The organism is Burkholderia sp. SIMBA_051 (assembly GCF_046534915.1).
GTDB lineage: Bacteria > Pseudomonadota > Gammaproteobacteria > Burkholderiales > Burkholderiaceae > Burkholderia > Burkholderia ambifaria.
This window is the reverse complement of record NZ_JAWRXS010000003.1, coordinates 399,871-417,780: the sequence shown is the minus strand read 5'-3', so window position 1 is coordinate 417,780 and position 17,910 is coordinate 399,871. Positions and strand designations below refer to the sequence as shown.

The 17,910-nt window shown below is 65.1% G+C and carries 23 protein-coding genes and 4 pseudogenes; 10 read left to right on the top strand and 17 right to left on the bottom strand.

Annotated elements, in window-relative coordinates; genetic code table 11:
• Window positions 1–10 precede the first annotated feature (10 nt).
• The 7 genes from SB771_RS09395 to mltG all read right to left on the bottom strand — a co-directional run bounded on the left by SB771_RS09395 (window position 11) and on the right by mltG (window position 6,055).
• Window positions 11–1,183, bottom strand: coding sequence for a mechanosensitive ion channel family protein (locus SB771_RS09395; protein WP_006755342.1), 1,173 nt, complete (start codon window positions 1,181–1,183; stop codon window positions 11–13).
• Between the two features lie 96 nt (window positions 1,184–1,279).
• Window positions 1,280–1,636, bottom strand: a complete 357-nt coding sequence (locus SB771_RS09390; RefSeq protein ID WP_006755340.1) for a Rap1a/Tai family immunity protein — start codon at window positions 1,634–1,636, stop codon at window positions 1,280–1,282.
• A gap of 119 nt (window positions 1,637–1,755) precedes the next feature.
• Complete coding sequence (locus SB771_RS09385; protein WP_011657081.1) at window positions 1,756–2,466, bottom strand: ankyrin repeat domain-containing protein; 711 nt, start codon at window positions 2,464–2,466, stop codon at window positions 1,756–1,758.
• A 40-nt stretch (window positions 2,467–2,506) separates the two neighbouring features.
• Entirely contained in the window at window positions 2,507–3,289 is a 783-nt protein-coding gene (locus SB771_RS09380) for a TatD family hydrolase (RefSeq protein ID WP_105785567.1), read from the bottom strand.
• 79 nt (window positions 3,290–3,368) lie between these two features.
• Window positions 3,369–4,397: a DNA polymerase III subunit delta' gene (locus tag SB771_RS09375; protein ID WP_175660626.1), complete on the bottom strand. Its 1,029-nt coding sequence runs from the start codon at window positions 4,395–4,397 to the stop codon at window positions 3,369–3,371.
• Window positions 4,398–4,415: 18 nt separating this feature from the next.
• Complete coding sequence (gene tmk, locus SB771_RS09370) at window positions 4,416–5,036, bottom strand: dTMP kinase (RefSeq protein ID WP_011657084.1); 621 nt, start codon at window positions 5,034–5,036, stop codon at window positions 4,416–4,418.
• Window positions 5,036–6,055, bottom strand: a complete 1,020-nt coding sequence (mltG, locus tag SB771_RS09365) for an endolytic transglycosylase MltG (RefSeq protein WP_012364047.1) — start codon at window positions 6,053–6,055, stop codon at window positions 5,036–5,038. The genes tmk and mltG overlap by 1 nt, the downstream gene beginning before the upstream one ends.
• A 77-nt stretch (window positions 6,056–6,132) precedes the next feature.
• On the opposite strand from mltG, the gene SB771_RS09360 reads away from it, so the two are divergent.
• Both SB771_RS09360 and SB771_RS09355 read left to right on the top strand, forming a co-directional pair.
• Window positions 6,133–7,167, top strand: coding sequence for a YgfZ/GcvT domain-containing protein (locus SB771_RS09360; protein ID WP_175660625.1), 1,035 nt, complete (start codon window positions 6,133–6,135; stop codon window positions 7,165–7,167).
• A 75-nt stretch (window positions 7,168–7,242) separates the two neighbouring features.
• The gene (locus SB771_RS09355; RefSeq protein WP_175660624.1) at window positions 7,243–8,088 is read left to right on the top strand and encodes an NRDE family protein; all 846 of its coding nucleotides are present in this window, start codon (window positions 7,243–7,245) and stop codon (window positions 8,086–8,088) included.
• Window positions 8,089–8,134: 46 nt separating this feature from the next.
• On the opposite strand, the gene SB771_RS09350 is transcribed toward SB771_RS09355, so the two are convergent.
• The 5 genes and pseudogenes from SB771_RS09350 to SB771_RS09330 form a co-directional block, all read right to left on the bottom strand.
• Complete coding sequence (locus tag SB771_RS09350) at window positions 8,135–8,575, bottom strand: GNAT family N-acetyltransferase (protein WP_012364050.1); 441 nt, start codon at window positions 8,573–8,575, stop codon at window positions 8,135–8,137.
• Window positions 8,576–8,609: 34 nt separating this feature from the next.
• Window positions 8,610–9,569, bottom strand: coding sequence for an alpha/beta hydrolase (locus SB771_RS09345; RefSeq protein ID WP_175660623.1), 960 nt, complete (start codon window positions 9,567–9,569; stop codon window positions 8,610–8,612).
• A gap of 61 nt (window positions 9,570–9,630) precedes the next feature.
• Window positions 9,631–9,903, bottom strand: a pseudogene (locus SB771_RS09340) (NADP-dependent oxidoreductase); the annotation flags it as partial.
• Window positions 9,904–9,978: 75 nt separating this feature from the next.
• The gene (locus SB771_RS09335; protein WP_006753420.1) at window positions 9,979–10,458 is read right to left on the bottom strand and encodes a PaaI family thioesterase; all 480 of its coding nucleotides are present in this window, start codon (window positions 10,456–10,458) and stop codon (window positions 9,979–9,981) included.
• Window positions 10,455–10,769: a Dabb family protein gene (locus SB771_RS09330; protein WP_006753419.1), complete on the bottom strand. Its 315-nt coding sequence runs from the start codon at window positions 10,767–10,769 to the stop codon at window positions 10,455–10,457. Before SB771_RS09330 ends, SB771_RS09335 begins: the two co-directional genes overlap by 4 nt.
• Before the next feature lie 346 nt (window positions 10,770–11,115).
• Between SB771_RS09330 and SB771_RS09325 the strand changes: the two genes are divergently transcribed.
• From SB771_RS09325 to SB771_RS09305, 5 genes are read left to right on the top strand one after another with little or no spacing between them, the layout of a single operon-like run.
• A complete protein-coding gene (locus SB771_RS09325; RefSeq protein ID WP_175660622.1) occupies window positions 11,116–11,523 on the top strand; it encodes a PAAR domain-containing protein in 408 nt (135 codons plus the stop codon).
• A 4-nt stretch (window positions 11,524–11,527) separates the two neighbouring features.
• Complete coding sequence (locus tag SB771_RS09320) at window positions 11,528–12,031, top strand: DUF4123 domain-containing protein (protein ID WP_175660621.1); 504 nt, start codon at window positions 11,528–11,530, stop codon at window positions 12,029–12,031.
• Window positions 12,024–12,497, top strand: a complete 474-nt coding sequence (locus tag SB771_RS09315; protein ID WP_175660620.1) for a hypothetical protein — start codon at window positions 12,024–12,026, stop codon at window positions 12,495–12,497. Before SB771_RS09320 ends, SB771_RS09315 begins: the two co-directional genes overlap by 8 nt.
• Window positions 12,454–12,987 (top strand): restriction endonuclease fold toxin 5 domain-containing protein, encoded by a 534-nt coding sequence (locus SB771_RS09310; RefSeq protein ID WP_244096843.1) that lies wholly within the window; start codon window positions 12,454–12,456, stop codon window positions 12,985–12,987. Before SB771_RS09315 ends, SB771_RS09310 begins: the two co-directional genes overlap by 44 nt.
• Before the next feature lie 12 nt (window positions 12,988–12,999).
• Complete coding sequence (locus SB771_RS09305) at window positions 13,000–13,710, top strand: immunity 52 family protein (protein ID WP_175655592.1); 711 nt, start codon at window positions 13,000–13,002, stop codon at window positions 13,708–13,710.
• Between the two features lie 38 nt (window positions 13,711–13,748).
• On the opposite strand, the pseudogene SB771_RS09300 reads toward SB771_RS09305, so the two are convergent.
• The 4 genes and pseudogenes from SB771_RS09300 to SB771_RS09285 form a co-directional block, all read right to left on the bottom strand.
• Window positions 13,749–14,027: pseudogene (locus SB771_RS09300) on the bottom strand (DNA adenine methylase); the annotation flags it as partial.
• A gap of 8 nt (window positions 14,028–14,035) precedes the next feature.
• Window positions 14,036–14,584 (bottom strand): hypothetical protein, encoded by a 549-nt coding sequence (locus SB771_RS09295; RefSeq protein ID WP_244096844.1) that lies wholly within the window; start codon window positions 14,582–14,584, stop codon window positions 14,036–14,038.
• 11 nt (window positions 14,585–14,595) lie between these two features.
• Window positions 14,596–15,261 (bottom strand): annotated as a pseudogene (locus tag SB771_RS09290) (hypothetical protein); the annotation flags it as partial.
• A 53-nt stretch (window positions 15,262–15,314) separates the two neighbouring features.
• Window positions 15,315–15,365 (bottom strand): annotated as a pseudogene (locus SB771_RS09285) (phage tail assembly protein); the annotation flags it as partial.
• A gap of 95 nt (window positions 15,366–15,460) precedes the next feature.
• On the opposite strand from SB771_RS09285, the gene SB771_RS09280 reads away from it, so the two are divergent.
• Together SB771_RS09280 and SB771_RS09275 are read left to right on the top strand one after the other, a co-directional pair.
• Window positions 15,461–15,646, top strand: coding sequence for a hypothetical protein (locus SB771_RS09280; RefSeq protein ID WP_244096846.1), 186 nt, complete (start codon window positions 15,461–15,463; stop codon window positions 15,644–15,646).
• Between the two features lie 11 nt (window positions 15,647–15,657).
• Window positions 15,658–15,834: a helix-turn-helix transcriptional regulator gene (locus SB771_RS09275; RefSeq protein WP_208446594.1), complete on the top strand. Its 177-nt coding sequence runs from the start codon at window positions 15,658–15,660 to the stop codon at window positions 15,832–15,834.
• A 35-nt stretch (window positions 15,835–15,869) separates the two neighbouring features.
• On the opposite strand, the gene SB771_RS09270 is transcribed toward SB771_RS09275, so the two are convergent.
• On the bottom strand, window positions 15,870–17,072 hold the full coding sequence (locus SB771_RS09270; RefSeq protein WP_175660616.1) for a hypothetical protein: 1,203 nt from the start codon (window positions 17,070–17,072) through the stop codon (window positions 15,870–15,872).
• Window positions 17,073–17,126: 54 nt separating this feature from the next.
• Here SB771_RS09270 and SB771_RS09265 point away from each other — a divergent pair, with 54 nt between their 5' ends.
• Window positions 17,127–17,837, top strand: coding sequence for an immunity 52 family protein (locus SB771_RS09265; RefSeq protein ID WP_175660615.1), 711 nt, complete (start codon window positions 17,127–17,129; stop codon window positions 17,835–17,837).
• Window positions 17,838–17,910 lie beyond the last annotated feature (73 nt).

Here is a 17,910-nt window from a genome sequence, read left to right as displayed (position 1 = left end):
CGGGCCACGTTCAGCGGCCGTCGACGGCCTGCGGATCGGCGGCGGTGTTGGCCGCCGTGCTGGCGGCGGGCTGGCGCGCATGCGGCCGAACGGGATTCGGCGCGTCCGGTGCGGAATCGTGCGGATACAGCTCCATCCGGCTGCGCGGCAGGCATTGCGGAAAACGCGCCTGCAGGTACGCGATCAACCCCTCCCGCACGCGGCAGCGCAAGTCCCAGCACGACGACGAATCGACCGCGCTGACGAGCGCGCGCAACTGCATCGCGCGCTCGGTCGCGTCGGTCACCTGCAGTACCTGTACGCGCCCGTCCCACTCGGGCGCCGCGTGGACCAGCCGCGCGAGCTCCTCGCGCAGCGGCGCGAGCGGCGTGCGGTAGTCGACCGACAGGTACACCGTGCCGATGATTTCCGCGCTGCTGCGCGTCCAGTTCGTGAACGGATTCTCGATGATCCACTGCAGCGGCACGACGAGGCGCCGCTGGTCCCACAGCCGCACCGACACGAACGAGCCGGTGATTTCCTCGATGCGCCCCCACTCGCCCTGGATCACGACGACGTCGTCGAGCCGGATCGGCTGCGTGAGCGCGATCTGCAGCCCGGCGATCAGGTTGCCGAGCACCGGCCGCGCGGCGATACCGGCAACCAGGCCCGCGACGCCGGCCGACGCCAGCAGGCTCGCGCCGATCTGGCGCACGTTCGGGAACGTCATCAACGCGGCGCCCGTGCCGATGATCACGATCAGCACCATGACGGTCCGCACGAGCACCTTGGCCTGCGTGTGGACGCGCCGCGCGTGGAGGTTGTCGGCCGTATCCATCGGATGGGCCTGGATGATCGCGTCGCCGACGCCGGCCGCGAGCCGCACCAGCAGCCAGGTCAGCGACACGATCGAGCCGACCGCGGCCGCGGTGCGCATGCCGCGCACGAACGACATGCTCTCGTCCGCCTGGAGCCACACGAACTCGAGCGCGAGCAGCGCGAGCGTGACGAGCGACGGTTTGTCGATGTAGCGCAGGATCACGCTCATCAGCGGATACGGCTGCGCGATGCGCTTGACGATGCGTGCGCCGAGACGATGCACGATCAACACGACAAGCACGACGATGACCGACACGATCAGCGTGCCGAGCCATGAATGCAACGGCGCATCGGCGATGCGCTGCAGTTCCTCGATTGAAATCATCGGCGCCCGGGATGCTTCGGTTATGAGGCGCGGCGGCCTCGTCCTGGATGCGTCGGCGACGTCCGGGCCGCATGTGCGCCCGGATCCGGCGTCAGATCAACTGCCGCCCCTGCAGGGGAACGCCTTGCCGAGGCCGAGCGACACCGCGGTGCTCGCGTTGTAGTCGGCCAGCTTCGGGTTCTCCGCGATGTACTTGCGCACCGCGTCGGTCATCTGCTGCGCCCGGATGTCGGGCGGCAGGCAGAAATACTGCCCGACGCGCGGCCCGGTGGTGCCGCCGATCGCGTCGATGGTGTTGTAGACGCCATCGGCGGCGCCTTCGATGTAGGCCGCGCACGACGCCCGCGACTTGACGTCCGTCTTCGCGCACAGCCGGTCGAGATCCGCGCCCGTGAAAGCCGCCGCCGACAACGGCACGGCAAACGCCGCGGCACAAAACATAGCCCGCAACATGGTGTTCCTTATGTCAATGCGGCCCCAGGCCGCTCACTGCACTGACCGGCGCGGCGGCCGCACACCCGCTGCCGGCCGGATTCCGGCCGGGCGGGCGCTTAGCCGCCGCGCCGAAACCGTCATTTTGCACTCTTTTGGGCATCGGCCGGCGCCGATGCGCCGACGCGCACCGTCCGCTTGCTCAGGATGTCGATCGCGTCCGGCGCCTTGTAGTGCTTCGCGAACTCGAGCGCGGTGATGCCGAGCTGGTTCTTCACCTGCGGATCGGCGCCCTGGTCGAGCAGCAGATTGACCGTCGTCGCATGGTTGCCGCGGGCGGCCATCATCAGCGGCGTCGTGCCGTTCGGCGACGCCGTGTCGATATATGCGTCGTGGTCGAGCAGGATCTTGACGACCGCGTCCTGGCCGTTGGTGGCCGCGTAGTGCAGCGGCGCCCAGCCCTTCTTGCTGACTTCCGCGCCCTTGTCGATCAGCAGCTTGACGAGGCCGACGTCACCGTTCAGCGATGCGAGCATCAGCGCGTTCTCGCCGGCCTTGTCTTCCTTCTCGAGGTCGACGTTCGGCGTCGTGGCGATCGCGGCGGCGACCTTGTCGGACTTCTCGCGCGCGGCGATCACGAGGATCGGGTCGCCGTTCGGCGCGAGCGTGTTCGGATCGAGCTTGCCGCTCTTCAGCTGCTTGCCGATATCGTCGATGTCGTCGAACTTGACCGCCTTGACGATCGCGTCGAGCGACTCGGCATGCGCGCCGGCGACGGCAAACAGGCCGCTCGCGACGAGTGCGGCGGTGACGAGGGCGCGCTTGGGCAGGTATGTGGTCGGCTTCATCATTGTTGTGGGCTCCTTCCCTGGGTTGTCGGCTGGCCGCGCGTCATGAGCGGGCGATCTTGAACAGCCGGAAAAAGTTCTGCGTGGTCGCATCGGCCAGCGCCTCGACGGCGATCCCGCGCTCGGATGCGATAAAACGTCCGACATGGCTGACGTACGCAGGTTCATTCGGCTTGCCGCGATACGGCACCGGCGCGAGGTACGGCGAATCGGTTTCGATCAGCAGCCGCTCGAGCGGCACGCGCCGCGCGACGTCCTGCACATCGGTCGCGTTCTTGAACGTGACGATGCCCGACAGCGAGATATGGAAGTTCTGCGCGAGCGCCTGCTCGGCGACGGGCCACGGCTCGGTGAAGCAGTGCATCACGCCGCCCGGCACATCCGCGCGCTCCTCGGCCATGATCCGCAGCGTGTCTTCCGACGACGAGCGCGTATGGATGATCAACGGCTTCATCGTGGCGGTCGCCGCGCGGATATGCGTGCGAAAGCGTTCGCGCTGCCATTCCATGTCGGCGATCGAGCGGCCTTCGAGGCGGTAGTAGTCGAGGCCCGTCTCGCCGATCGCGACGACCTTCGGGTGCGCGGCGAGCTCGATCAGTTCCGCGAGCGTCGGCTCGCGTGCGTCCTCGTGATCGGGATGCACGCCGACCGACGCATAGACGTTGTCGTGCGCCTGCGCGATCGCGAGCACGTCGGGCAGCGTCTCGAAGTCGACCGACACGCACAGCGCGTGCGTGACGTCGTGCTCGCGCATGTTCTCCAGCACGGCCGGCAGGCGGTCGGCGAGACCCTTGAAATTGATGTGGCAGTGAGAATCGACGAACATCGTGTTTCCTGAATACGTAAGACGGGCGCTCACGCGCTCGCCGGCAATCGTTTCCCCACCCGCAGGAAGCAATCCGCGCTCACGCGAACATTTCCCGATAACCGAGAAACAGTTCCTCGAATGCGAGCCGGGCGTTGAGCGGATGGTTCTCGACCGTCCGCTGGCGCGTCACGGCCTTCATGAAGCGCGCGAACGCGTTCGCGTCGACCGCCTCCGCGCAACGCGCGAGCGCGGCCGCCTGCATCGGGAAGTAGCGCGGCGCGCCCGCCATGCGCTGCGCGAGCAGATCGTACAGCCAGCGCTGCAGCCAGCCGAGCACCAGCGGCACCGGCAGCTTCTGCAGCGTCTCGCCGCACGCGAACGGATCGCACGCGGCGCCGGCCGCGAGCTGGCCGAGCGTGAAATCGCGCAGCGGGCGGTTCTCGTCGCTCGCGAGCGCCAATGCGGCGAGCGGCGCGCCGCCCGCTTCGGCGAGCAGCGCACGCGCGTCGTCGACGCCGCGCGCCTCGAGCCATGCCGCAGCCGCGTCGGGCGCCGGCACGGTCATCGGCCACTGCCGGCAGCGGCTGATGATGGTCGGCAGCAACCGGTCGATCCGCGCCGACACCAGCAGGAACACGACGCCCGACGGCGGCTCCTCGAGTGTCTTCAGCAGCGCGTTCGACGCGGCGACGTTCAGCGCCTCGGCCGGATACAGCACGACCACGCGCGCACCGCCGCGGTGCGAACCGACCCCGCAGAAATCGAGCAACGCACGCACCTGCTCGATCTTGATCTCCTTGCTCGGCGCGCGCGTCTTCTTGCCGCCTTCATCGGCGTCGGCCGGCTTCGCGTCGTCGACCGCGCCCGGCGCCTCGCCCGCGAGCACCTCGGGCAGCACGATCCGGTAGTCCGGATGGTTGCCCTGCGCGAACCACGTGCAGGCCGCGCAGCTGCCGCACGGCTCGCCGTTCGGCTGCGGCGCTTCGCACAGGAAGCCCTGCGCGAGATGCTGCGCGAACTGCAGCTTGCCGATTCCGGCCTGGCCGTGCAGCAGCAGCGCATGCGGCCATTGCGGGCGCAGTTGCTGCAGGCGGTTCCAGTCGTCGGTCTGCCACGGATAGATCATGTGGTGCGTTCCTTCGGGTTACAGCGCGGCGAGCACGCGTTCGAGCTGCTGGCGGATCTCGGGAATCGACTGCGTCGCGTCGACGATCGCGAAGCGGTGCGGCGCCTCTTCCGCGCGCCGCAGGTATTCGCCGCGGGTGCGCGAGAAAAACGCGTCCGACTCGCTTTCGAACTTGTCGGGCATGCGCACGGCGCCGCGGCGCTCGCTCGCCACCTGCGGCGCGACGTCGAACAGCACCGTCAGGTCGGGCTGGAAGCCGCCCTGCACCCAGCGCTCGAGCGTCTCGAGCTTGTCGCGCGGCAACCCACGGCCGCCGCCCTGGTACGCGAACGTCGCGTCGGTGAAGCGATCGGACACGACCCAGTCGCCGCGCGCGAGCGCGGGCTCGATCACGAGCGCGAGGTGCTCGCGCCGGGCCGCGAACATCAGCAGTGCTTCGGTCTCCAGGTCCATCGGCTGGTTCAGCAGGATCTCGCGCAGCTTCTCGCCGAGCTGCGTGCCGCCCGGCTCGCGGGTGACGACGACCTGCCGGCCGCCCGCGGCCAGCTTCGCCTGGAGTCGTTCGCAGAACCATTGCAGGTGGGTGGTCTTCCCCGCCCCGTCGATGCCTTCGAACGTGATGAATTTACCGCTCGCCATTATTGACCTCGTATGTACTTGTCCACGGCCTTGTTGTGATCGCCGAGCGTATCCGAGAACACGCTCGTGCCGTCGCCCTTCGCAACGAAATAGAGCGCGCCCGTCTGGGCCGGATTGATCGCCGCCTGCAGCGAGGCGACGCCCGGCAGGGCGATCGGCGTCGGCGGCAGCCCGCGGCGCGTATAGGTATTGTAAGGAGTGTCGGCCTGCAGGTCGCGCTTGCGCAGGCGGCCGTCGTACGCGTCGCCGAGGCCGTAGATCACCGACGGATCGGTCTGCAGCGGCATCCCGATGCGCAGCCGGTTCGCGAACACCGCCGCGACGAACGTGCGGTCAGCCGCGTGGCCCGTTTCCTTTTCGACGATCGACGCGATCGTCAGCGCTTCGTAAGGCGTCTTGTACGGCAGCCCCGGCGCGCGCGCGGCCCATGCTTCGTCGAGACGCGTCTGCATCAGGTGGTACGCGCGCCGGTAGATGTTCAGGTCGCTCGTGCCCTTGTCGAACAGGTAGGTGTCGGGAAAGAACAGCCCCTCGCCGCTGCCGCGCTGGATCGCGGCGTCCGACGCGCCGATCGCACGCAGCAACTCGGCGTCGCTCATGCCGGCCGTTGCGTGCGCGAGATCGGGATTGCCGTCGAGCTCCGCGCGCATCCGCTTGAAGGTCCAGCCCTCGATCACGGTCGCGACGTACTCGTTCACGTCGCCGCGCGCGATCTTCTGCAGGACGTCGTACGGCGTGATGCCGGTCTTGAATTCGTAGTTGCCGGACTTGAGCCGGCTCGACAGCCCGAGCACGCGCGTCATCGCGACGAAGCCGAGCGGCTCGACCGGCACGCCGCCGCGCTTGAGCTGCAGCGCGACGCTCTTCACGCTGCTGCGCGGCTTGATCGTGACGTCGAGCGACGCCGAGCCCAGCAACAGCGGCCGGGTCGCCCAGTAATATCCGCCGCCCGCGCCGGCAGCGGCCACAACGACGGCCAGCGCCACGACCGTCGCGGCGCATTTCTTCAGTAGGGACATGGAAACGTGACTCAGGTAAGACCCATATAATACTTGCTCGCCTCCGTCAAAGTCAGGGTTGACTGTTCCCTCATTCCATGAGCACACCGTTCGCTTCACCGGCTGCCCAGGCCGCAACTGCCTCGCTCCCCGTTTTCCCCCGCCCGTCCGCTGCCGATTTCGACGCGCCGGGTGCCTGCATGCCGCTCCCGCAGTTCGGCGTGATCGACGTGGCCGGCGACGACGCCGCGACGTTCCTGCACAGCCAGCTCACCAACGACATCGAGCATCTCGATGCCGCGAGTGCGCGCCTGTCCGGCTACTGCTCGGCGAAGGGCCGCCTGCTCGCGTCGTTCCTCGCCTGGCGCGCCGGTCACGGCGTGCAGCTGCTGGTCTCGAAGGACGTCCAGGCCGCCGTTCAGAAACGCTTGTCCATGTTCGTGCTGCGCGCGAAGGCGAAACTGACGGACGCGAGCGACACGCTCGCGGTGGTCGGTTTCGCGGGCGACGTGCGCGAGGCGCTGTCGGGCATCTTCGACGCGCTGCCGGACGGCGTGCACGTGAAAGTCGACGGCCCGGCCGGGGCGCTGATCCGCGTGCCGGACGCGGCAGGCCGCAAGCGCTATCTGTGGATCGGGCCGCGCGCGGAAGTCGACGCGCGCCTCGCCGCGCTCGGCGGCAAGCTGCCGGCCGTGTCGCCGGCCGTATGGGACTGGCTCGACGTGCGCGCGGGCGAGCCGCGCATCACGCAGCCGGCCGTCGAACAGTTCGTCCCGCAAATGGTCAACTTCGACGTGATCGGCGCCGTTAACTTCAGGAAGGGGTGCTACCCGGGCCAGGAAGTCGTCGCGCGCAGCCAGTACCGCGGCACGATCAAGCGCCGCACCGCGCTCGCGCACGTCGCCGGCGAGACCGACACCGTGCATGCCGGCGTCGAGCTGTTCCACAGCGACGACCCGGGCCAGCCGTGCGGAATGATCGTCAATGCGGCCGCCGCACCCGCGGGCGGCGTCGATGCGCTCGTCGAAATCAAGCTGGCCGCGCTCGACAGCGGCACGGTGCACCTCGGTGCGGCCGACGGACCGCCGCTCGCGTTCGACGCGCTACCGTACGCATGGCCGACGGAAGCGTGACGCACTGACAACCTGTTGCACGCCGGTTCGCACATAGCGGCCGGCGCGCGATGTTTCCTGCGAGAGATTCGCCCGATGTGTCTGATTGCCTTCGACTGGCAGCCTGATGCCGCCGCCGGTCCTGTCTTTACCCTCATCGCCAATCGCGACGAATTCTTTCGCCGTACGAGTGCGCCGCTTTCGTGGTGGGAGGACGTGCCGGGTGTGCTGGCCGGCCGCGATCTCGAAGCGGGCGGCACGTGGCTCGGCGTGTCCCGCGACGGCCGCTTCGCGGCGCTGACCAATTACCGCGCGCCGTTCGACATTCGCGCGGGCGCACCAACCCGCGGCAAGCTCGTGTCCGACTTCCTCGGCGGCCCGCCGGTCGCGCCGCTCGATTATCTCGGCGCGCTGGCCGAGCACTCGGCCGTGTACAACGGCTTCAACCTGCTGGTCGGCGACTGGAAGCGGCGCGAACTCGCGTGGTTCTGCAACCGCCCGGCCGAAGGCGAAACTGCTGTCGCGCCGCCGGTCGCGGTCAGCGCCGGCGTGCATGCGCTGTCGAACGCGCGGCTCGATACGCCCTGGCCGAAAATCGTGCGCAAGCGTGCGGAACTCGGCACGCTGCTCACCGACAATCCGACCCCTTCGCTCGACGAACTGATCGAGCTGATGCGCGATCCGCACGTCGCGGACGACGACGCGCTGCCGCACACGGGCATTCCGATCGAGCGCGAGCGTGCGCTTTCGGCCGCGTTCATCGAGACGCCCGAATACGGTACGCGCGGCACGACCGCGCTGCGCGTGACGATGAAGGAAGGCGTGCGATTGACGGTCGACATCAAGGAGCGCTGCGACGACGACGGCTCGCACCGCACCGTTCGACCAGGCACGTTCGAGCGCGCGTTCACGTTCGACATCGACGCGACGCAGCCGCGCTGAGCCTGCGCGAGCGGCGCCCGGAGCCTGTTCATACGAATAGCGGGCTCTAGGGCGCGCGCGCCATCTCGACGTGCGGCACACCCACTTCGACGAACCGGTCGCCGATCGTCGTGAAACCGTGCCGTACGTAGAACGCCACCGCGGCATCCTGCGCGTAGAGCCGCACGACCGGTTCGCCGCGATGCCGCGCGGCGTCCAGCAGCGCGTGCAGCACGGCCGATCCGGCGCCCTGCCCGCGCGCGTCGGCCAGTACCGCGACGCGGCCGATCGTGCCCGAGCGCAGCAGCCGTCCGGTCCCGACCGCGCGGCGGGTGCCGGTCGCCGCATCGACCCGGTAGGCAACCGCATGCAGCGACAGCGGATCCTCGTCGTCGAGCTCCCATTCCGGCGGAATCCGCTGCTCGCGCACGAACACCGCATCGCGAATGCGCGCGGCATCGCCGCCCAGCACCGTCCAGTCGCCCGTTTCCACCCAGTCGTCGGTCATCGCTTCCTCCGCGCGGCGTCGAGCGCCGCCGCCGTCAAACGTCGTCGAATGCCGCCTTGAGCGCCGCCACCGCGTCGGCATGCGCGGCCCGCACCTCGGGTACGTAGCCGCCCATCTTGAAGAACTCGTGGATCATCCCCGGATAGCAGACCAGCGTGACCGAATTGCCGGCCGCGCGCAGCTTGTCCGCGTACGCGGCGCCCTCGTCGTGCAGCGGATCGTATTCGGCCGTCGCGATCCATGCCGGTGCGACGCCGGCGAACGACGGCGCACCGCGCTTGCCGTCGAGCGGCGCGAACCGCCAGTCGTCGCGATCGGACCGATCGCGCACGTATTGCGTGAAGAACCACTGGATCGTGTCCTGCGTCAGCAGGTAGCCGTTCGCGAGCCGCGCGTGCGATCCGGTGTCCTGGTAGCCCGTCACGCCCGGATAGATCAGCAGCTGCAGCGCAAGGTCGATGCCCGCGTCGCGCGCGAGCACCGCGCAGACGGTCGCGAGCGTGCCGCCCGCGCTGTCGCCGCCGAGCGCGAGCCGCGTCGCGTCGATGCCGAATGCGGCGGCTTCGCGATGCAGCCAGCGCAATGCGTCGTCGGCGTCGTTCACCGCGGTCGGGAACCGGTGTTCGGGCGCGAGCCGGTAGTCGACCGACAGCACCGCGCACTGCGCGTCGCGCGCGAACATCCGGCACAGCGCGTCGTGCGTGTCGACGCTGCCGACCGTGAAGCCGCCGCCGTGGTAATAGACCAGCGCCGGCAGCGGTTCGGCGAGGCTCGGCTCGACCGGCAGGTACAGCCGCGCGCCGATCGCGCGACCGTCGCGCGTCGGCACGACGCAGGCCTCGATCGAATGCATCGGCGCGGGTGCGACGTCGAGGATCGGCGCGCTCTTCTCATACGCGGCGCGCGCCTGCTGCGGCGTCTGGTGGTGATAGGACGGACGTTTCGCGCGCTCGACCATGTCGAGCACCTGGGCGATCTTCGGATTCAGCGGCATCGGTAAGGACGGCGCGTGCGGCGCCGTGAACGGACAAGCGTCAGATGATGCCACGCGCGGGTCAGACGAGCTGCACCAGCTGCTTGCCGAAATTACGGCCCTTCAGGAGCCCGAGGAACGCGTCCGGCGCCCGCTCGAGCCCGTGTGCGATCGACTCGCGGTAATGCAGCTGCTTCGTCGCGACGAGTTCGCTCAGCTCGGCCAGCGCGGGCGGCCACGCGTCCGGATGCTCGAACACGATGAAACCCTGCATCGTCAGCCGCGAGCGCAGGATCAGGCCCGGATTCGCGAGCGGCGCGGGCACGCCGTCGTAGCTGGCGATCATCCCGCATACCCATCCGGATGCGGATCCGTGCCGCAAAACAAAACGGCCCTGCCTTCGATCAGGCAGGGCCGCTCGTTGCGGCGCTTACGCGTCGCTCGGGCCGGGCTGGGCATCCGGCGCCGTGCGCGTGCGTTGTCGCTTGATGTCGCGGCCCACCGCGAGCCGCCGCATGTACTTGAACGTGCCGAGCGCCTTCGCGACGAAGTTGCCGTCGCTGTCGCGCACTTCGCCTTCGCAGTACGCCATCGTCGTCGAACGATGCATCACGCGTCCGTACGCGCGCAGCTCGCCGCGCCCCGGCTGCATGAAGTTCACCTTCATCTCGACCGTGACGACGCCGACGCCGTCGTCGGTCAGGCTGCGCGCGGCCATCGCGAGCGCGATGTCCGACAGCGTCATCGTCACGCCGCCGTGCGCGATGCTCCACGTGTTCATGTGCCGCTCGTCGAGCGGCAGCACGATCTCGCTCGCGCCGTCCTTCGCGGATACGAGCCGCACGCCGAGCAGATCGACGAACGGGCTTTCGATCGACGGGCCGTCCGTCGGGGATGCCGCGTCGCTCATCGTGCGCTTTCGGAGAAATAGTCGACGCACTGGCGCGATTCGGCCACCGCAACGACGAATTTCTTCACTTCCTGGTGAACCGGGTGCACCTGGTACGCATCGAGCGCGGCCTGGTCCGTGAAATCGGATACGAGCACGACGTCCGACGTCGCGTCGAGGCCGGGCGTCGCCACGCCGACGTCGAGCTGCAGGATGCCCGGCACGAGATCGCGGCAGCCTTCGAGCTTTTCCTTCAGCTTCAGCGCGTTCTGCGCACGCGTGCCGCCTTCCGCCGATTCCTTCAACTTCCACATGACGATATGTCTGATCACTTCGTTTGCTCCAGTTCGTGGTGGTTCGGCGATTCGCCTGGAACCCTTGCCAGTCGGGCATCAAGTGCCCTTTTCATCGTTTGCTTACGGTTGTCGGGAATCGCGGCGAGCGGAGTAAAAAGCGGGTAGCAAAGCGGGGGCGATTTCGAACGTCCAACGACGAGACCCGTCTTTTTACCGTGCCACTCACCGACGTCGAGATCCGACAAGCGAAAGCAGCAACAAGCCTACCAAACTTACTGAGGCCAATGGACTGTATCTCGACGTGCGCCCATCAGGCTCGGAAGCGATTGTTCCCCAGGAAATGGTAAATTCATACGAAAACCATACCTACGAGAGAATATATATGGCCCGAGCCATGATCTGCGTCGGCGACACGACGACGCACGGCGGTCGCGTGCTGGAGGGCACCGCGACCGCGACCATTGACGGGAAACCGATTGCCGGCGTCGGGCACAAAGTCCTTTGCCCTCAGTGCAAAGGCGTCTTTCCGATCCTGCCCGCCACTGGCCGGCGATACCCGCACAACTTCGGCGGACGAGAAACCGCCATCGAAGGCATGAAGACCGCTTGTGGGGCGACGCTGATCGCCTCGCAATCGTCCGCGACACTCGACGATGTCGGAGCCGGTGAAGCGACGACGGGTGCTGCAGTCGCCAACGCTGCAGCAGCGCTGGCCCCTTCGCCTACGCTCTGCCTCGAATGCCTGAAATCCGCAGCCGAAAATGCTGCAACGATGATCGCGCGCGGGTAGAACCATGACCGGCAATTCGATCGAAGCGTTCTACTACACGCGGCAACAGCAGTTGACCATGCAGGTGCACTTGTACGCGCTGGTCGACGGTCTCCTGTTCGCCGATGCGGCTGGCGGGTCCCCGCCTCAGCGATCGCAAGCCGCCGTGGCGCTGTTCGACGGCACACCGGACGCATCACTCGCCGATGCGGGCCCGTGGCTGCTCGACTACGAGCGTGCGGGCGGCAACGTACGACGTTCGCTCGCCGCGATGGCCGGTGGTCCCACAGGCATGTCGTGGCTGATCAGCGCATATCCAATCGAGTCATTGGCCGACGAGCTGCGCCGTCGACTCGACGTGCGCTTACCGGATGGCCGTACAGCCCTCCTTCGCTTCTACGACGCCCGCATCATGGCCGACATGGCATCGCTGATGGAATTGACGCAGCGCATGCAGTTCTTCGTCCCGACATTCAACTGGCTCGTCGAACTGAATGGAAAACTGAAGGGAGTGCACCCGCATGCTTGAGTGGACGAGCGAACAGGTCGCCGGCCTTGCCGAGATCGACGCACGCGGATACGTCGAACGCACACGGCAGGATCTCGTCAAGGCGGATCCGAAGCTGGCCGACGACGGCACGCTACCCACGCGCCTCTGGAATGCGTACGTCGCTGCTCGACAGCTTGGCATCCAGTCCGATGAAAATGTCGCCGCGTTTCTGCGGATCGAGGCATACGCGCCGAGCTTCTACGAAAAGCCCGCAACACGTGCATGGCTAACTCGCCCCGGTCGTTCACCGGACGAACGCTTTCACGACTATTTCCGCGTCATCAAGTGGCGCATCGAACATCCGGAATACAACGGGGGACTTGAGAATGGCAGCAGCACTTCCACTACTGGAGGGGGTATTGGCGGAACTTGGGCCAGTCTTGGCGCGAGCTGGCGCCGCCTTGTTGGGCGCGGTCGGACTGGCGGGAACGGCGAGCCTGTCTAGCGACACGACGAAGGATGAGAGCAAGGCAAAGACTGATGCCAAGGCCGTGCCGCGTACCGGTGAGAAGTGTAAAAAGTGCCCGCCGGAAGAAACCGGTATCGCGAAAAACAAAGTGCACCATATGTCCAACCACTCGCGCGAGTATCAGGCTCGCATCACGGGTAGGCCGTACAGCAATGAAGGGAAGTGGAACGAAGAATGGTTATTCGAGGGCATCTATTTCGACGGCTTTCTGCCAGCAGAATGCATGCTCCAAGAAGCCAAGTCACGCTATGCCAAATTCCTGCAGCGTGATAAATACGGCGAACTCGAACCCGTCGATTGGTTCGAAGGCTGGCCCAGTACCATTTCAGATATTTCGCGGCAGGCCGACGCGGTCAATCCGTTTCCGCCGACACGATTGACGTGGTACTTTGAGGAACCTGAGCCGAGAGAGTACTTGCTCAAAGAGCTTATGCGGAACTCGGTTCTTTCCGTCGTACAACCGTAACCCGAGATCAAGATGGACTTCAGCCTTCAGTTCAGGGATGCCACACTTGTTGCGACAGACTTCGAACAGATTCTGTCGCGCATACATGTCGTCACCTCCGTTATGGGCGCAATTGAACCCAATCTAGCAACATGGTTTGCGCAAGGCGAGACTGTAGACGATGCACTCCTGTATCCGGCATTCGAAGACGGCCAACCATCGACGGCCCTCCTCGCCGTCCTAAAGCACAAGTTTTCTGCCGATCCCTCGCGCTCTTACGTTGCGCTTTGGAATGGTAACCAGAACAAGGGGGAAGGCGCTTCCCTCGCATGCCATGTCGGGAAAAACGTCAGCCCGAACTCGTTCGATGCCAAAATTTCTGACGACTCGGTGCTCGAGAACGCTGCATCAGTTCAGGAAATTGTGAAAGCCACGGTCACCGCATTCAACCCCGCTTACGTGTCGGTCGCCCCGAGGAGCTACGTTACCAAGCAGGTATTCGACGACAAGCCGGGCGTGGGGTGGATGATCTATTTGCCGAGGGTCATCACCCAACAGCAGGTGCCAGAAGCCCGCGACCTCATTCCGGTTCCAGGAGCAGGAAGACTACAGACCGGCACCATCGTTGTCAGCACAACAGATGCGCCGTTCTCAATGCAGAATCCCGAGCACGTTGAGACAGCAAATCGAATCGAGATTCGACTCGTCGAGCAAGACCTCCTTCCCGCCTTCAAGGATCTGTAAGCGCGATGCCGGCGCGATAGTCCGCACCGGCATCCCGGTTAGAACAGCCCCACCGGCTGCGCCGCGTCATCCCAACTGAAGATGATCAGCTCGTTTCGTTCGGCAGCCCTCCCTCCCCCGCCTACGGTGTACTGGATCGGAACGGTCTCGATGTGAAACCCGTCGAACACGCGCCGAATGTCGGGATGGTCGTTGAGACTCACGATCGCGCGCCCCTTGATCGACCGCAGACGCTACGCCATCTTCTCGTACTCCGAGAACGGAAACGCCACGCCGTACCCTTCCGTCTCGTAATACGGCGGGTCCAAGTAGAACAACAGCAGCATCAGCGCGTGTCGTACGCGGCGGTCGACAGGTTGAAGTGGAACGCGTCGCCCGCTTCGCTCGTCATCGACATCATGTGCGGCGTGCTCGATGTCGCACCGTCGACCAGCCCCGACAACATCGAGCCGACGCCCGTCGACTTGATCATGTCGAGTACCGCCGAATCCTTGATACCGACCGCCGCGTTGAATTGATTCCACGCCCCGCCAAGCGCCGACTTGACGCTGTCGGCGGCAGCCCGCACAAGGGGGAAATTCGAACCGTCGATCGCCGTCAGGATCGAGCCGACCGACGCCTGTGCCGCGTTGAAGCTGCGCAGCACCGTGCCGACCTGCGGAAACAGGTCACCCGCCAGTGCGATCGCACCGCTCGCCCCCGTCAGCAGCTCGGCCGCGCTGCTCAGATTGCCGGTCGCGAGACGCTGCAGCACGTCGACCGTCGACATGCTCGCCGCGCGGTTTCGGTCGAATATCCGAACCATCTGCCGCACGCGCTCGGTTGCGATACCGGCCTGCGTCGCCGCTCCCGTGATCTGCCGAATCACATCCATGGTTTCCTCCTTTACATATGCGGCGCATCGAACATCGCCGTGCGGCTGTTCGCTTTGCGTTGATGCTCGTCCATCATGCGTGTCAGCATCGGACTGACCTGCGCGAGGAACTTGTTAGCCATGTCGGCATCGCTCGCTTCGATCTTCACGTGAAAGACCGGCGCGAAGGTGTTCTGCTGTTCGATACGCGGCCCCGATCGAGCGCCGACGCCGGCCGCATCCGGCACGAGCGCCTTCGCTTTCGCGACGGCTGCGACGTTCGCAGGCGATTCGTCCGGCTTGCGATCCAGCACCCTGCGCGAGACAGCGCTGAACAGCTTGTCACCGGCAAACGTGCCGACCGCACCGCCGATCACACCGAGCACCGCCGACCCGATCGGCCCACCCAGTGCTCCGATCATTGCGCCGACCTTCGCTCCCATCACGCCACCGGCAAGGCTCCCGGCAATCCCCGCAAAGCGGTTCGCCTTCTGCGTGCTGGTGTCGGTGCTCGACGCGACGGCGTACGCTTCACGCGCCGCAAGACCGAGCTTCTCCGAATTGAACTGCTTCGCCGCTGACGCGAGCTGCTTCGCCTTGGCGGGATCGACGCGCTCGATGTAAGCGCGGGCAAGTACGAACGACGCTTCCAGCGTCGACCAACCCTTGCCGATCGCCTCGCGCATCTTGGCCTGATATCCATCGCGTCGAGATCGGTAGGCGCGACTTCGGCGAGCGACGCGAACAGGATCAGCTCCTGTTCCTCCGCATCGTTCGGTGCAAGCTTTTGCGCACCGCGCATGTCGCGCACCTTCGGCCGGCGCATCGTGAAGGTGTCGCGCTCACCCGCCAAGGCAGGCTCGCGCGACTCGACGCCCTCGCATCGAGATCCGCGCGTTGATCACCGAGATCTCCCACGCGGCCGACGTCGAGCTGCTGGACCTGATGGCCGGCGGGATCGGCTCGTTCGCCCGCCACCAGGCCGCGCAGGACGCTCGCACCTGGGCAGCAACAGCTGCGATCACGCTTGAGACGGGTTTCATGCAACTCGCCCGCGCAACGCTGCCTGTCAACGAACAATGAGGAAAACTGAATTGAGTACCACCACTGAACGCCTCCTGCGACTGCCGACGGTTATCAGTATGGTCGGCTTGGGCAAGACGACGATCTACCACATGATGAAAGAAGGCAGCTTCCCACGACCGCCTCATACCCCGAAACCGCTCAATGCCCTACCCCGTTCGAAATTCCGCTTCAAGAGACTTGAATGAAATGCATATTCTCGAGTGGAGCCTGGCAACTTGCATCATTGCTTGATCGATATCTGATCGGCTTTAATCCAACGAAGCAAATGCTTACCGGATGCGTTAACGTAGTCTACGTAGGCCCACCCACTCGGAGACTGCTTCAGTACGGTTACGACATCATTCTGGACGAGATAGGCTCGACTTGCGGTCGCGTCGTCGGCGGCTGTGAACAGAGTCGCTTTTGCAACCGATACCGTGGCGGTCGGGCCTGCAGCACCCACTTCTTGCGCTACTGGCGTACCTACAGTGGCGGCAGAACCTCTCGAAAGCGCCATATCAATCAGTTGCGCATCGACGCGCGCCCCGTCCGACTTGAGAGCCGCTGCAATTTTCTGATAGGACTCGCGATTGGCAGAGGAAGGTGGGTCACACCGCAAGAGATTGTCGGCCCCCGAAGCACTGCGCATCAGTAAATGCGGGGGCTGTCCTGCATTGATGGAGGCCAACTTGTTGATTGCCGATGGACGATCGCGCGTGAGCATCATCGAAGTTTGGGAATCTGTTCCCCACTGGGCACCTTGACTCGGTTGCCAACCCGCTCCACAAATCTCTCCGGTTTGCTCGGCCGTAATACAGCCTGTTTTTATCTCAATCATGGAACAGTACTCCCGGTCCAGCACCGTTTCCGGTTGCCCTTGCCCCATGAACACTGTTCCCTGCTCGTTTCGCATAACGATTACATATTGACCTGAAGGAGAGATATTCCATTTGTTAGGCGGCTCCATCTCCGTTCCCCCGCCGGCGTTCGACTCACCTGCTCGTGGCAGCAGGCCAAACGTCGTTCCATTCGGCAAGGAGAACACCGCTTTCTTCCAGGCCCGACGGGGCAATGGATCTTGAGGGTTCGCCGCATTGCTATAGATCACTGCTGCTCCGCCAGGCAATGCAAAGCGCAGAGTGGACTGCGGTGCTGCGCTTGCAAGACCTGACCAAAGCATGGCCATCGCGAGCATAGTTCCGACATGCGTAACAAGCGTGCGCGGGGAACCTTCCCGAAACAACTGAACACGCGGCTTCGTGAGTTTTAACGCTGAGTCTTTCAAGATGGCATTCCCAAATGCTTGCACCAAATGTTGATAACGCCCCGGCGCAACCGACGCCCCGTTTACCTTCGCCATAGCGCGAGTTGGCCCGTAGTCCTGCAAAATGCTGGCCTCGTACGAACCCCTGTTCGGCCCCTCAGGTTGCGTGTCGCGGAACACCGCGATCTGAACGGCTAATTCGCCCCCAACTGGCAACCGTAAATCGCGACAATCATGGACATCAGACTGAGATTCAGGGACCACGGACTCGAACCCACCAACTTCGAGCAAGTCCTGTCACGCATTCAGATCGTTACGACCGCACTTGCCGAAGTCGAACCTAGTATCAATCGCTGGTACGCACGCGGACAGAGCCTGGAGGAAGCACGGCTATATCCGGCGTTCGAGGACGGCTCACCGTCCACGGCCATTTTGGCCGTACTCAAACATAAGTTTGGAGAAAATCCGGAAACGACATATGTGAGCCTGTGGGACGGCAACGAGGACATCAATCAAGGGACGACCATTTCGTGCCATCTGAACGAACCTGGACGCCTCAACACGTTCGAGGTGTCTCTGGCCGACAAGACAATTCTCGGCAACCTCGATTCCGTGCTGAAAATCGTTCGCACTGCAATTGCCACTTTTAAGCCCGTCTACGCCGCAGTCGGGCCGAGAAGCTACGCGACACGGCAAGTATTCAACGACAAACCCGGCGTCGGCTGGATGCTCTACCTACCCACGGTAATCACGCAGCAGCAGCTTCCGGAAGCACGTGAGATTGTTCCTGTCCCGGAGGCCGGCAAGTCGCAGACAGGCACCATCATCGTCAGCACAACAGACGCACCATTCTCGATGAAGAACCCCGAGCACATCGAGACGGCAAACCGAATAGAGATCCGGCTCGTCGAGCAGGATCTCCTCCCCGCCTTCAAGGATTTATAACCGACGATGCCGGCGCGATAATCCGCGCGCCGGCATCGTCGGTTAGAACAGCCCAACAAACTGCGCCGCGTCC

Coding starts and splice junctions, on each gene's coding strand:
- SB771_RS09395 (WP_006755342.1), bottom strand. CDS start 1,183: ATGATTTCAATCGAGGAACTGCAGCGCATCGCCGATGCGCCGTTGCAT.
- SB771_RS09390 (WP_006755340.1), bottom strand. CDS start 1,636: ATGTTGCGGGCTATGTTTTGTGCCGCGGCGTTTGCCGTGCCGTTGTCG.
- SB771_RS09385 (WP_011657081.1), bottom strand. CDS start 2,466: ATGATGAAGCCGACCACATACCTGCCCAAGCGCGCCCTCGTCACCGCC.
- SB771_RS09380 (WP_105785567.1), bottom strand. CDS start 3,289: ATGTTCGTCGATTCTCACTGCCACATCAATTTCAAGGGTCTCGCCGAC.
- SB771_RS09375 (WP_175660626.1), bottom strand. CDS start 4,397: ATGATCTATCCGTGGCAGACCGACGACTGGAACCGCCTGCAGCAACTG.
- tmk (WP_011657084.1), bottom strand. CDS start 5,036: ATGGCGAGCGGTAAATTCATCACGTTCGAAGGCATCGACGGGGCGGGG.
- mltG (WP_012364047.1), bottom strand. CDS start 6,055: ATGTCCCTACTGAAGAAATGCGCCGCGACGGTCGTGGCGCTGGCCGTC.
- SB771_RS09360 (WP_175660625.1), top strand. CDS start 6,133: ATGAGCACACCGTTCGCTTCACCGGCTGCCCAGGCCGCAACTGCCTCG.
- SB771_RS09355 (WP_175660624.1), top strand. CDS start 7,243: ATGTGTCTGATTGCCTTCGACTGGCAGCCTGATGCCGCCGCCGGTCCT.
- SB771_RS09350 (WP_012364050.1), bottom strand. CDS start 8,575: ATGACCGACGACTGGGTGGAAACGGGCGACTGGACGGTGCTGGGCGGC.
- SB771_RS09345 (WP_175660623.1), bottom strand. CDS start 9,569: ATGCCGCTGAATCCGAAGATCGCCCAGGTGCTCGACATGGTCGAGCGC.
- SB771_RS09335 (WP_006753420.1), bottom strand. CDS start 10,458: ATGAGCGACGCGGCATCCCCGACGGACGGCCCGTCGATCGAAAGCCCG.
- SB771_RS09325 (WP_175660622.1), top strand. CDS start 11,116: ATGGCCCGAGCCATGATCTGCGTCGGCGACACGACGACGCACGGCGGT.
- SB771_RS09320 (WP_175660621.1), top strand. CDS start 11,528: ATGACCGGCAATTCGATCGAAGCGTTCTACTACACGCGGCAACAGCAG.
- SB771_RS09315 (WP_175660620.1), top strand. CDS start 12,024: ATGCTTGAGTGGACGAGCGAACAGGTCGCCGGCCTTGCCGAGATCGAC.
- SB771_RS09305 (WP_175655592.1), top strand. CDS start 13,000: ATGGACTTCAGCCTTCAGTTCAGGGATGCCACACTTGTTGCGACAGAC.
- SB771_RS09295 (WP_244096844.1), bottom strand. CDS start 14,584: ATGGATGTGATTCGGCAGATCACGGGAGCGGCGACGCAGGCCGGTATC.
- SB771_RS09265 (WP_175660615.1), top strand. CDS start 17,127: ATGGACATCAGACTGAGATTCAGGGACCACGGACTCGAACCCACCAAC.